This window comes from Pseudovibrio sp. Tun.PSC04-5.I4, assembly GCF_900104145.1.
Classification (GTDB): Bacteria; Pseudomonadota; Alphaproteobacteria; order Rhizobiales; family Stappiaceae; genus Pseudovibrio.
Genome location: NZ_FNLB01000006.1, coordinates 3,635,095 through 3,646,881 on the forward strand (window position 1 = coordinate 3,635,095; position 11,787 = coordinate 3,646,881).

At 50.1% G+C, this 11,787-nt stretch carries 12 protein-coding genes; 6 read left to right on the forward strand and 6 right to left on the reverse strand.

Annotated features, from left to right (window positions below; genetic code table 11):
• The first annotated feature begins 283 nt into the window (after positions 1–283).
• From BLS62_RS22205 to BLS62_RS22215, 3 genes are all read left to right on the forward strand, one after another.
• Positions 284–1,291, forward strand: coding sequence for an NAD(P)H-quinone oxidoreductase (locus BLS62_RS22205; protein WP_093186180.1), 1,008 nt, complete (start codon positions 284–286; stop codon positions 1,289–1,291).
• Positions 1,292–1,477: 186 nt separating this feature from the next.
• Complete coding sequence (locus BLS62_RS22210; RefSeq protein ID WP_093186183.1) at positions 1,478–2,191, forward strand: DUF1013 domain-containing protein; 714 nt, start codon at positions 1,478–1,480, stop codon at positions 2,189–2,191.
• A gap of 436 nt (positions 2,192–2,627) precedes the next feature.
• Positions 2,628–3,170: a hypothetical protein gene (locus BLS62_RS22215; RefSeq protein ID WP_093186186.1), complete on the forward strand. Its 543-nt coding sequence runs from the start codon at positions 2,628–2,630 to the stop codon at positions 3,168–3,170.
• A gap of 105 nt (positions 3,171–3,275) precedes the next feature.
• Here the strand turns inward: BLS62_RS22215 and BLS62_RS22220 are convergent, their stop codons facing one another.
• Together BLS62_RS22220 and BLS62_RS22225 are read right to left on the reverse strand one after the other, a co-directional pair.
• Positions 3,276–4,310: a peptidoglycan -binding protein gene (locus BLS62_RS22220; protein ID WP_093186189.1), complete on the reverse strand. Its 1,035-nt coding sequence runs from the start codon at positions 4,308–4,310 to the stop codon at positions 3,276–3,278.
• A gap of 3 nt (positions 4,311–4,313) precedes the next feature.
• Positions 4,314–5,315: a flagellar motor protein MotA gene (locus tag BLS62_RS22225; protein ID WP_093186192.1), complete on the reverse strand. Its 1,002-nt coding sequence runs from the start codon at positions 5,313–5,315 to the stop codon at positions 4,314–4,316.
• Between the two features lie 728 nt (positions 5,316–6,043).
• On the opposite strand from BLS62_RS22225, the gene BLS62_RS22230 reads away from it, so the two are divergent.
• Positions 6,044–6,319 (forward strand): GIY-YIG nuclease family protein, encoded by a 276-nt coding sequence (locus BLS62_RS22230; RefSeq protein WP_093189427.1) that lies wholly within the window; start codon positions 6,044–6,046, stop codon positions 6,317–6,319.
• A 64-nt stretch (positions 6,320–6,383) separates the two neighbouring features.
• Here the strand turns inward: BLS62_RS22230 and BLS62_RS22235 are convergent, their stop codons facing one another.
• Positions 6,384–7,199 (reverse strand): metallophosphoesterase family protein, encoded by an 816-nt coding sequence (locus tag BLS62_RS22235; RefSeq protein ID WP_208991031.1) that lies wholly within the window; start codon positions 7,197–7,199, stop codon positions 6,384–6,386.
• A gap of 220 nt (positions 7,200–7,419) precedes the next feature.
• On the opposite strand from BLS62_RS22235, the gene BLS62_RS22240 reads away from it, so the two are divergent.
• Positions 7,420–8,526: an Acg family FMN-binding oxidoreductase gene (locus BLS62_RS22240; protein WP_093186198.1), complete on the forward strand. Its 1,107-nt coding sequence runs from the start codon at positions 7,420–7,422 to the stop codon at positions 8,524–8,526.
• Positions 8,519–8,974, forward strand: coding sequence for a MarR family winged helix-turn-helix transcriptional regulator (locus BLS62_RS22245; protein ID WP_093186201.1), 456 nt, complete (start codon positions 8,519–8,521; stop codon positions 8,972–8,974). Before BLS62_RS22240 ends, BLS62_RS22245 begins: the two co-directional genes overlap by 8 nt.
• 220 nt (positions 8,975–9,194) lie before the next feature.
• Here the strand turns inward: BLS62_RS22245 and BLS62_RS22250 are convergent, their stop codons facing one another.
• The 3 genes from BLS62_RS22250 to efp all read right to left on the reverse strand — a co-directional run bounded on the left by BLS62_RS22250 (position 9,195) and on the right by efp (position 11,760).
• On the reverse strand, positions 9,195–9,776 hold the full coding sequence (locus BLS62_RS22250) for a hypothetical protein (RefSeq protein ID WP_093186204.1): 582 nt from the start codon (positions 9,774–9,776) through the stop codon (positions 9,195–9,197).
• 556 nt (positions 9,777–10,332) lie between these two features.
• Entirely contained in the window at positions 10,333–11,127 is a 795-nt protein-coding gene (locus tag BLS62_RS22255) for an inositol monophosphatase family protein (protein WP_093186208.1), read from the reverse strand.
• A 66-nt stretch (positions 11,128–11,193) separates the two neighbouring features.
• Positions 11,194–11,760 carry an elongation factor P gene (gene efp / locus BLS62_RS22260; protein ID WP_093186213.1) on the reverse strand — a complete coding sequence of 189 codons (567 nt, stop codon included), beginning with the start codon at positions 11,758–11,760 and terminating at the stop codon, positions 11,194–11,196.
• Positions 11,761–11,787: the final 27 nt, after the last annotated feature.

Consider the following 11,787-nt stretch of genomic DNA (forward strand, 5'->3'; position numbering starts at 1 on the left):
TTGATGAAGTTGTTGGTCAATTTTGTTTGGGTATTTTCTTATATTTTGTTTAAAATAGCGTTTAATTACTTGAGCTAGATCATCATGCAAGGGTTGATATCGGATTTTGCTTTATGCTGCTGGATCTTCTCAAGGTTTTTCCAGAAAGCTTGGAGGTTTCTGAAGCCTAACAATGAATTCGCCTATGGTCGGGTAGACGGGCTCTTGTTGCCAACTATTCTTTACCTAAATGGAAGAGTGAGCAAGCATCCGTTTGGGGTGGTTGCTAAATTTGAGGTCGCGAATGACAGAGATTAATACTCCGAAGGAAATGCAAGCCGTCCTAATGAATGGCGTTGGCGGCTCAGACGTTCTTGAAATCGGTAAGGTTGACGTTCCCCAACCGGGTGTTGGTGAGGTTCTTATCAAGGTGCATGCCGCAGGTGTGAACCGCCCGGATGTTATTCAACGCAAAGGAGCTTACCCGCCGCCGCCCGGAGCTTCGCCATTGCTTGGGCTTGAGGTCTCAGGTGAGGTTGTTGGCTTAGGAGAAGGTGTGGGGAATCATGCGCTTGGCGATCTTGTGTGTGCTTTGACGCCAGGTGGTGGCTATGCCGAGTATTGTCTTGCACCCGCGTCGCACGTGCTCCCAATTCCCGCTGGTTTGACAATGGTTGAGGCAGCGGCACTTCCTGAGACCTTCTTTACTGTGTGGTCCAACCTATTTGACCGACTTGGTTTGAAATCCGGCGAGAAGTTCTTGGTTCACGGGGGATCGTCAGGGATTGGAACGACTGCAATTCAATTAGCAAAAGCTTTTGGTGCAGAAGTATTTACCACTGTTGGGTCTGCTGAAAAAGCTCAGGCAGTTCGGGAGCTTGGCGCCGATTATGCCATCAATTATCGTGAAGCGGATTTCGTGAAGGAAATCCTCAATATTACCGATAAACAAGGTGTGGATGTGATCCTTGATATGGTTGGCGGTGACTATGTTGAGAAGAACTGGATCGTGGCTGCTATTGAAGGTCGTATTTGCCAGATCGCAACGCTCAACGGACCTTCGGAAAATGTCAACTTTAGCCGTTTGATGATGAAGCGATTGACGCATACTGGCTCGACGCTTCGTCCGAGAACAGTAGAGTTTAAGGCTCATATTGCTGAGGATCTTCACAAAAAAGTTTGGCCTTTGCTGGAAAATGCAAGAGTTAAAGTGGTGTTGGATCAGGTCTTTGATATGGTAAACGTGAAGAATGCACATGATCGAATGGAAGCCTCTAATCACATTGGCAAGATTGTGTTGAAAGTGACCTGAAGAAAATGCTTCGGTTGGTTTCGAATTCGCACAAGGTTTCCAGAGGACGTGGATGTAGGTGCTGATCTGGTTTGCTTTTGGGGTAATGTGAGCGTATAGTGCGCTCTAGTTTCCCCAAAAACTCGTATTGAATTCGGCTTTACTACCTTTGATTAGGCTGTGGAGCACACAGGAGGGATTTACATAATGTCCAACGCGCCGCTTATGCCAAAGGCAACTGCCGTATGGTTGGTAGACAACACTGCTCTGGGCTTCGATCAGATTGCTGCCTTCTGCAAGCTGCACCCGCTGGAAGTGAAGGCAATCGCCGATGGTGAAGCTGCTCAGGGCATCAAGGGTATGGACCCTGTTATGTCTGGTCAGCTGGTCCGCGAAGAGATTGAAAAAGCTTCGAATAATCCAAGCTATCGTATGCAGATTTTCGAATCTAAGGTTCGCCTTCCCGAGCCAAAGCGTAAGGGCCCTCGCTATACGCCTGTGTCTCGTCGTCAGGATCGTCCAAACGCAATTTTGTGGCTTGTTCGTTTTCATCCTGAGATTGTTGACGCGCAGATCATGCGTCTTGTTGGAACGACTAAGCCGACAATTGAAGCAATTCGTACGAGAACGCATTGGAATTCAGCGCATCTTGATCCGATGGATCCTGTAACGCTTGGTCTGTGTTCGCAGATCGAGTTGGACATCGAAGTTCAGAAAGCTGCGAAGAACGCTCCTAAACCTGTTGAAGGTGAAGAGCCGCAAAGCCTTCTGCCTGTTGATGAAACAACGAGTGAAGACGCTATGGCAGCTGCATTTGCAACGCCTGCGCCTAAGACCCGTGAAGTTGAAGAGCGCGTTGATGCAAGTGCTGTGTTCGCGAACTTTAAGTCCATTGGTGAAAGCGATGAGGACGAAGACTAGAGTCCCATCGTATTCATCTGACTGTTTAAGTTAGATGACGCTCTAAGTTCTTCTGAACGCATACCTATTAAAAAGCCGCCTTCGTATTTGAAGGCGGCTTTTTTGTTTGCGTTGTTTTGCAAGGAAATGCGTTGTCTGCGTTGTTGTGTGTTTTTGCGCTTATCCGTTTTCAGAGCTGTTGAGGCCGTTTTGGATACACATCTTGATTTTCAAGGCTTGTGTCGTTGTTCAAAAAACGCGTTCTACTTTAGCAAATTATCTTTGGAGCACTGAGGTCGTTCAGGGCAATTCCCCTCTCAATGACTTGGGTGCAAAACCACTGACCAAATTTGGCCAATGTGTCTTGTTGGGGACTGGGCACTTGATGAATTCACGGTGTCTACTATAGTTTTAATTTAACTCTTGATGGTGTTGCTTGTATAGGAATTGGGTTTTGATGCGCGTTTTTATTGGAACTGTATTCGTATTGCTACTCGGGGTTGGGGTGTCGTTCGCCGCCTCCGAGCTTAAGAACGAAAATCTTCTGGTGACCATGCCTGATGGTTATAAGGTCGCCTATTCTGACCGGAAAAAGGGGCTGGTGGTCTCTGAAATGATCCCTAAAGCGCAGTCTCTTGAAGACTGGCAGGATATGGTGACTGTTCAGGTACACTTTTCTGTCCATCCCACAATGAGTGCGCTGGTGAAGCAATTTACCAAGGTCGGCAATCCTATCTGTGAGGACTACTCTGGTTTTCTTGTCAGAAAGGGAAGGGAAAACGGCTATGAGTTTGGTCTATTTCTGACTTCTTGCAGCATCACACCCGCTTCTAAAAGCGAAAAGGTGCTCACCAAGGCCATTCTTGGTAAGGACAGCACTTATTTTGTTATAAAATCCTGGCGTTCAGGGCTGGACGAGGCGGATATCGTCAAGTGGTCTGGTTATATGGCTGGTGTGAAGGTCTGTGACAGCCGGATTGCAGACAGCGCTTGCCCCTGAATGCCAAAGCAGTTTGCATTACACCTGGGTCATACAAACTGCTTTGGGTTTTGTTTTTGCGTATCTTTGTCTGGAAGCAGCGCCCCTTTTCGGGGAGGCGCTCTGTCAGCGCTGTGTCAGTTTCAGCTCGATGCGGCGGTTCTTTGCATTGGCTTCGTCTGATGTGCCTTCTTCCAGCGGTTGGAATTCACCGAAACCGGCTGCGACGAGGCGGTCAGGTTCGACCCCTTTTGAGATGAGGTATTTGACTACCGAGATTGCGCGTGCTGCTGAGAGTTCCCAGTTGTCGCGCAGGCGGCCGTTGCCAGACAGTGGGCGTGCATCGGTGTGACCATCTACGCGCAGGACCCATTCGATTTCGGAAGGGATTTGACCTTCCAATTCCAAAATGGCGCTTGCGAGGAAACCGAGCTGCTGTTTGCCTTGCGGATTGACCTCTTCATCGCCGGAGGAGAACAGTACCTCTGACTGGAACACGAACCGGTCACCGACTACTTCGATATCAGACCGCTGTGCCAGAATTTCACGTAGTCTGCCAAAGAAGTCGGAGCGGTATCTGGAAAGCTCCTGTACGCGTTGTGCGAGGGCGACGTTGAGGCGCTTGCCGAGATCGGCAATGCTTGTCTGGCTTTCCCTATCGCGGGTTTCAGAGGCGTCCAGTGCATCTTCCAGAACAGCAATTTGTCGGCGGAGGGCGCTGATTTGCTGGTTCAGCAATTCCACCTGTGCCAAAGCCTTGTCGCTGATCTGTAGTTCACCTTCCAGCTTGGCGCGAAGTGATGCCAAAGCACCTCCAGCTTCATCAATTTCACCTGAGCGTTCGTTGAGCAAACCTTGAAGACGATCCCGTTCTTCAGCGGTTTGGTCCAAACCCAGTTGCAAGGATGAAATTGTGGTTTCCAAATCGCCAACACTGGATTTTTCCAGCGCCAATAGTTCAGTCAGTTCCGCAATTTGTTGATTGAGGCGGTTGAGAACCTTATCGCGACCCGACAGCTGTTGGTTGAGGAAGAACTGCGCAATCATGAAAATTGATAACAGAAAGATGAAAACCAGCAGGAGGGCGGACATCGCATCCACAAAACCTGGCCAGTAATCCTCTGTATTGCTTTGAGATCTGCGTCCGCGTGTACGTGCCATTACTTATTCCTTCTCCCGCTCTACCTGAGCGGTGAGTGTCTTCAGGAACCGTTCGATCCGGCGCTGCTGCATGGATTGTGCTTCTGCCCATTCGCGCATCATCTTTTGCTCTGAGCGAACGTGTTGGACGAGGCCCTGAATGCCTTCTGCCAGCTTGCTCATGGCAGCGCTGGAGTTGCCATCCTGCGGGTTTTCATCGGAGGACTCGATGGATTTGCGCAGATTTTCCAATGTGACTCGTAGATCTGCTGCAATGCCTGCGGATTGGCCGCTGCCGATTTCATCCGGGTCAATATCTGTCAGGGTGGAGAGCCAGTCTTCCAGCTCCTGATAGAAGCGGTTTTGCGCTTGCCCTGCCTGCAAATCCAGGAAGCCAAGCACAAGTGAGCCTGTCAAACCGAGAAGGGAGGAGGAGAACGCGATGCCGAGGCCGGTCATCTGGGCCGTGATGCCTGATACCAGATCCTCAAACAGCACGTTTGCATCGCCGCCTGCCGCGTTGAGCGTGCTGACGGTAGAGGCAACCGCGCTAACCGTTTGCATCAAGCCCCAGAACGTACCAACGAGGCCGAGGAAGATGAGCAGGCGCGTGAGGTAGCGTGAAATCTCGCGGGATTCATCAAGGCGCATCCCGATGGAATCGAGCATGGACCCCATTGTGGTTGGCGAGATGGTCATGTCGCCTGCTTTGTTGCCAAGCAGGGTTGCCATGGGTGCAAGAAGAATTGGAGGGCGGCGAACCTCTAGGCGTGGATCGCCAAGACGGAAGCCGTTTACCCATGAAACTTCTGGGAAAATCCGGAGGACCTGCCTAAAGGCGAGCAAAATGCCCAGTATTGCAACGCCCACAATTAGGCCGTTCAATGCAGGGTTTGCCATAAAGGCCCCGGAGATTTGCCCAATCAAGACAAAGGCTATGAACCCTGCCAGGATGAGAAAAATGATCATGCGCCACAGATAAACCTGCGGGCTTGACAGACTGTAGGGATCGTAGTCGCGTGCCATTATCGTAATACATCTTTAGCAAAACGAATTCTTGTCGTTTGATTGAAGTCAATCAAACGGAACGCGCTATAAAGTTAATGATGTCTTTAGATAACGCGATTTCCAGCTAATAGGAAACCGCTAATCGTTCATCCACCAATAGAAATGGGTAAGTTTTTAGATAAGTCGTATTTTAGCGCGACTGATGCCGTGATTTGGACGGGTTGTAGTCGAGATTGGGGGAAGTCGCTTACTTATGGCTTCTACATTTAGCCGATGAAAAGCTTTGCGTGAAATCAGATATCCTCAAAATACAACTCTAGCCGTCAACCTTGGGGCGCTGCAAAGGCTTTCCATAATGCGACTAACTGCTCGATAAGACGCCATCATTTCAATCTAATTGCGACTTGGAAGGAAGTTGAAAAGCTTCCAGTCATTAAGTGTAGCTCTGGGTCCCGGGTCGTTGCCCGGGATGACAGCGTGGGTGTTTGTGGCTCTGGGTCCCGGGTCTGCGCTTTGCTTCGCCCGGGATGACACCATTGGGGTGGGGGCGTCTTGGGGGCTATCTGCTAGCGGTATCCTGTTCGGGTGATGTTCGAGTTGATGGCACTTGCGAGCGCGCGGCATACGCTGGTGTCATCCCGGTCTTTGAGCCGGGACCTATGATGAGATCCCTCATATATTCGTGGTTAGTTTGTGTGATTGCGGGTGTGCAAGGTTCAGTCCAAACTGAGCTTATGTCTTACTTTATGTACATTTTGGCGAGTAAGCCGAGGGGGACGCTTTATACTGGCGTCACGAATAATCTTGCACGCCGGGTGTCTGAGCATAAGAGCAAGTTGGGATGTAGCTTTACAGCGAGGTACAATGTTTCAAACCTTGTCTACTATGAACAATTCAGGGATGTGAATAGCGCGATTCATCGAGAGAAACAGGTGAAGCGCTGGCGCAGGGTTTGGAAGATTGAAGCGGTGGAGGGCATGAACCCGAAGTGGGATGATTTATACCTTCGCTTTAATTGGTAGTCTCTGTGCTGTTCGGCTGCGGGTCCCGGGTCTTCGCCCGGGATGACACTATCGGTGTGTGCCCCTAGTCTCTGTTGCTATTTGGAATGAGGTCGAAAAGCTCCCAGCTGTCGGGGGTGGCTTCAATGTATTTCATGGTTTCTCCCTCTAAGACGGCGCAGGTGAGGCGGTCTGAGGCGTAGGCTTCTGTGTCGACAGCCAGTCTGTTTGTGCGGTGGTCAATCCGTTCAACTGGTGTATGGCCATGAACGACAAAAGCGCCGAAATCTCCTTGATAGTTCAGAAATTCAGACCGAATCCATAAGTTGTCGTCGTGGCTTTGCTCCTCGATTGGCACCTCTGGGCGCAGGCCCGCGTGTACGAACAGATAATCTCCGCATTTGTGTAGGACTGAAAGCGATTTTAAGAAGTTCAGATGCGTTATCGGTAAGTTCTCTTTGAAGGTTGTTTGAACACATTCGGCCTCAGCTGACCCCATGAGATCGTGGTGGGAAAGGCCGTAGGAGAGGAGCGTTTCAATGCCGCCGAGGCCCTCCCAGTAGTACAGCTTACTTGGGTCTTCTAGGAATTCCAAAAGCGCGGCTTCGTGATTGCCCTTAAGGCAAAGTTGCTTTGGAGTTCGCTTGTGGTGATTGATGAGGAATTCAATGACCTTCTGGCTGTCTGGTCCACGATCAATATAATCACCCAGATAAACCACCATGGGTTTATGGACAGGTCGCTTCTTTAAGTCCCGTTCGATTGCGTTGCCCATAGAGGTCAGCAGGTCGAACCTTCCGTGAATGTCACCCACTGCGTAAATGCGGGTCCCTTTGGGGAGGCTTGGATTGGGAGGCTGCATCTTATTCGAGTTCCCAGCGTTGAATATCGTCATGTTCATCTTTGGACGTCCAAGTTACTGCAAGAAAACAAAGGAGGAGGAAACTCCATTGAGCAATTTGTTTGTTTCACGAGGCGGTGTGTAGTTGCTGCCTGGCTCTGTCCGTGAAGGGCGGTGGGAGGTTGATTATCCACAAAGGCACATAAAGTACGATATCGTACTTGTTGGAGTGAAGATATTTCTCTATATAGTTCGATATCGAATTACATGGAGTTGAGTTATGAAGCTTTCAAGACGCAAGATGATTAGCCTTATCGGTGGTGGAACTGTGGTGGCTGCGACTGCTTTTGCCGGTGGATTTCTGGCAACTCGCAGTCCAACAGAAGCGCTTGCGCCTTGGGTTGGCGCAGGGAATTATAGCGAGCCACGGATGAAGGCGTTGTCCTTTGCGTTGTTGGCTCCGAACCCGCACAACAGGCAACCTTGGATTGCAGAATTACGCGGCGATGACATGCTGGTCATTCATCGCAATAAATCACTGAACCTGCCGGAGACAGATCCGTTTGACCGCCAGTTGACCGTCGGAATGGGGTGTTTTCTGGAGCTGTTGCGCATGGCCGCTGCGCAGGATGGGTATGCCGTACAAACGGAATTGTTTCCGCTTGGAGAAGATGGGCCGGTTGCAACGGCTTACTTTGGCAAAGGAGGCACGCCTGATCCGCTGTTTGCCCATGTTCTGGACCGTCATACCAACCGTAAGGCCTATGAGAACCGGCTGATCTCTAAGGATGCTCAAGCGGTTTTGGCTGATTATGCCAGTATCAAGAGCGATCCTGAGGACGTTGCAGAGCTGCGGACATTGACGTGGGAAGCGATGGACGTTGAGCTGACCACGCAACACGTGATGATGGAAAGTGTTGATCTGATGCGGTTCGGTAAAGCTGAGATCGAGGCAAACCCGGATGGTATTTCGCTGGGTGGTCCATTCTTGGAAAGCCTGATGCTGGCGGGGATGTTGAGCCGGGAAGATCAGGCGGATCAGAACAGCTCAAGCTTCAAGCAGGGGCGGGATATGATCCGGGATGCGATGAACGAGACGCAAGCTTATGCGGTGGTTACCAGCAAGGGCAATTCGCGTGTCGCTCAAATCGAGGCGGGTTATGACTGGATCCGGCTGCAACTGGCAGCGACCGGGCAGGGTCTTTCTATGCAGCCTGTGAGCCAAGCCTTGCAGGAATTCCCAGAAATGGCAGAGCATTATTCCAAGGTGCATGAAATTCTGGCAGGTCCGGGTGAGACTGTTCAAATGCTTGCACGATTGGGGTATGGTCCCAAAATTGACCCTAGCCCGCGCTGGCTCTTGGATACACGAGTTACGAATGCCTGATGACATCATGCCCTCATATTTTTCGATGTTTGTTGAAGTGGGGATTATAAACCAGATTGGCACAGCGTTCCTTGAGGCGCGCTTGCCAAAAGGCCTGCTGGCGTCCCACTTTGGTGTCGTCAGTCACCTGACCCGGGGATATGACGGTGCAACGCCGCTGGAATTGGCACGCGCCTTTCAGGTGGCCAAGACGACAATGACGCATACGCTGACCGGTCTGGAAAAGCATGGCTTTGTTGAGCTGCGGCGCCATCCCAAGGATGGTCGATCCAAGCAGGTTTGGTTGACGTCAGCGGGGCGGCAGTTCTGTAAGGAGGCGGTAGAGAAAATGGCACCGTTGTTCCAGAAAATGGCAGATCGGTTTCCGCCTGATCAGGTTGCGGCTGTCCTGCCCAGTCTGATGGAATTCCGAGCCGTTATTGATCAGTTGCGAGATGAAGAGAGTTAGGGAACTGTCTCAAGGTTGTCCCTGATTTTGGCAACTCAAAAAGCAGCTTGCGGGTTATCTTCAGATAAGGTGTCTCACTGGAACGGATTCCCACGCGACAATCCCGGAAAATCCGCGTTTGTCGCGTGTTTTTATCGGTTTGCTTGCTGCCTTTGTAAGGAGGCGCAGGTCAGGTGGAGGCATGGCAAGTCGCGTTTGCAAGTTGCAATCAGGTGTCGGGTCACCCGCCAAGCTTTACTGACATTTCAGTGCTTCCACCTATGGCGATAAGGATACTCTTTGCATCCGTTGTCACCAATACATTGAGACCTTTAGCTGCGTCCTGTTTCGCTTTAAATAGAATTTGCTGTGCGCTGTTAAGTGCTTTGGTTACGACTTCCGCGCGTTTCATCTTGGATTTTGCTGTCTCATTTAGAACAGTCGTTGCCGCAAGTTTTTTTTGTAGTTTTAGGAATTCCGGGTCCGCCTTCACGGCCTTTGAATCCCCTTTATGTGCTTTCAAAATTGGTTCCATCGTTTTTTTAATTACTTTTATTTGTGTTTCGGACGTTTTGAAGTCCTTTTGAGCTGGAAGCAGTTCTCTGGCTTCCTTGCTAAGCTTAGTGCACTGGTCGTCAGCACTCTGTACTTTGCTATTTTCAAAAATTTTACCGTCATATAGCTTTCTCAGTGATACTTTGTCTCCAACGACCTTTAAATACCGATCCGAGTCGTTTTTGGCCAGTTTCCATTTTTTCGCCAACTCTGATCCCTTGGAAATGAATTCCTCGACACTGTTGTATTTCTTAGCGATCTTTCCCATTTTCCTGCCCTTTTTTGTTTTTCTTTTCGGAACTATTTTAAACTAGCAGGCCCTTGAAACTATCGTTGGACGCATTGAGGGGCCTTTTCGGGATTATTGCGATTGATTTTGTAATCGCGCCTCCTGATGCTCATTCATTGAATTGCGCCGGAGCTGAACTTAATTCACAAACCGCTGTTTGAGAACGAGTGCATTATGCATTGGTTAAAGCCTGCTGAGTTGGTCTGGTGGGTTTTTAGGGATTGAATGGTGATCGTATAACTTGCAACCGGTCTAGGTTCTGCCGCAGGTCCTTGTTATGCATCATAAATCGGGATCTATGCAGTGGCGTCTACGCGATAATGTGGGAGCAGGTGTCACCCCAGGGAGGGGATTTGAAACGATGGCCATATTTCTGGCTGGGATCGTGCAGCTGTCATGTGAGCTGTACTTCACTGGATTATAGCTGCGGGAACTGCTTGTTCAGCACATAAAAAAGCAGCTTGCCGGGAAGCCCGAAACAAGCTGCTTTTTCTAATTTCTGTTTGCTGTGCTTAGAGGCTCAGCAAAATATTTCTTATGCTTTGGCTTTGCCTAGCAGCTCACGCAGCTGAAGGTGCGTGTATTCGTTACCACAGACGACTGAATTGGTTTCGAACATGCTGTCCTTGCCATTTGCATCACTCACATAACCACCGGCTTCACGGACAAGCAGAATACCTGCTGCCATGTCCCATGGGTGCAGGCCGGTTTCCCAGAATGCATCAAGACGGCCAGATGCGACCCATGCCAGATCAAGTGCGGCTGCACCTGCGCGGCGGATACCTGCAACTTCACCCATCACATGACGGATTTCTTTCAGCGCACGACCGTGGTCGCCAACGCCGATGAATGGAATGCCGGTGCCGATCAGGCAGTCGGTCATGTCTTTACGAGCTGCAACGCGGAGGCGGCGGTCATTACAGAATGCGCCTGCGCCTTTTTCTGCGGTGTAAAGCTCGTCCATGATCGGGTTGTAGATCACGGCTGCAACGATCTGGCCTGCGCGTTCCAATGCAATGGAAACACAGAAGATCGGAATACCGTGAAGGAAGTTTGTTGTGCCGTCGAGAGGGTCAACGATCCAGCGGTGCTGACCGTCTGTGCCTTCGATCTCGCCGGATTCTTCCATCAGCAGGCCGTAGGTTGGGCGTGCTTTTTGAAGTTCCTGGCGAACGATTTTTTCTGCTTGATGATCTGCCTGCGAAACAAAGTCACCAGGGCCCTTGCGGGATACTTGCAGGGTTTCTACTTCGCCGAAGTCCCGTGCCAGTGAGCGGCCAGCTTTTGTCGCAGCCTGAACCATAACGTTTAAAAGGGCCGTACGTGCCATTTTTCTTCACCGTTCCTGAATAGTAATGAGGCAACCGTATGCTGCCTCATACTTATTGCTTTTAGATTATTTGTCTGCGCGACGGATGTATTCAACAGTGTCCGTGTCTACGATGATCTTTTCACCAGAGGTGATGAACGGAGGCACCATACAACGAACGCCGTTTTCCAGCATTGCTGGTTTGAAAGAGGAAGACTGAGTCTGACCTTTTACAACTGCGTCTGCTTCGACAATTTGGAGAGTTACATGTGTTGGCAGGGAGATGCCGATTGGCTTTTCTTCGTGAAGCTCAACCGTCACGGTCATGCCATCCTGAAGGAATGCTGCACGCTCGCCAACGAATTCTTTTTGCAGCTCAAGCTGCTCGTATGTTTCGTTGTCCATGAATACCAGCATATCGCCTTCTTCATAGAGGAACTGGAAGTCTTTCTGCTCAAGGCGAACGCGCTCAACGGATTCAGTTGCGCGGAAGCGTTCGTTCAGTTTGCGGCCATCGATCAGGTTTTTCATTTCTACCTGAGCGAATGCACCACCTTTACCTGGCTTCACGTGCTGAACTTTAACCGCGGCCCAAAGCATGTCCTGGTGCATAAGCACGTGACCCGGCTTAATTTCGTTGCCATTGAGTTTCATAGAACTACCATTCAGTTTGATTATATT

Excerpts from the sequence above, each read along its gene's own strand:
- BLS62_RS22205 (WP_093186180.1), top strand. The coding sequence starts at position 284 with ATGACAGAGATTAATACTCCGAAGGAAATGCAAGCCGTCCTAATGAAT.
- BLS62_RS22230 (WP_093189427.1), top strand. The coding sequence starts at position 6,044 with ATGTACATTTTGGCGAGTAAGCCGAGGGGGACGCTTTATACTGGCGTC.
- BLS62_RS22220 (WP_093186189.1), bottom strand. The coding sequence starts at position 4,310 with ATGGCACGTACACGCGGACGCAGATCTCAAAGCAATACAGAGGATTAC.
- BLS62_RS22225 (WP_093186192.1), bottom strand. The coding sequence starts at position 5,315 with ATGGCACGCGACTACGATCCCTACAGTCTGTCAAGCCCGCAGGTTTAT.
- BLS62_RS22245 (WP_093186201.1), top strand. The coding sequence starts at position 8,519 with ATGCCTGATGACATCATGCCCTCATATTTTTCGATGTTTGTTGAAGTG.
- BLS62_RS22255 (WP_093186208.1), bottom strand. The coding sequence starts at position 11,127 with ATGGCACGTACGGCCCTTTTAAACGTTATGGTTCAGGCTGCGACAAAA.
- BLS62_RS22235 (WP_208991031.1), bottom strand. The coding sequence starts at position 7,199 with ATGAACATGACGATATTCAACGCTGGGAACTCGAATAAGATGCAGCCT.
- BLS62_RS22215 (WP_093186186.1), top strand. The coding sequence starts at position 2,628 with ATGCGCGTTTTTATTGGAACTGTATTCGTATTGCTACTCGGGGTTGGG.
- BLS62_RS22210 (WP_093186183.1), top strand. The coding sequence starts at position 1,478 with ATGTCCAACGCGCCGCTTATGCCAAAGGCAACTGCCGTATGGTTGGTA.
- efp (WP_093186213.1), bottom strand. The coding sequence starts at position 11,760 with ATGAAACTCAATGGCAACGAAATTAAGCCGGGTCACGTGCTTATGCAC.
- BLS62_RS22250 (WP_093186204.1), bottom strand. The coding sequence starts at position 9,776 with ATGGGAAAGATCGCTAAGAAATACAACAGTGTCGAGGAATTCATTTCC.
- BLS62_RS22240 (WP_093186198.1), top strand. The coding sequence starts at position 7,420 with ATGAAGCTTTCAAGACGCAAGATGATTAGCCTTATCGGTGGTGGAACT.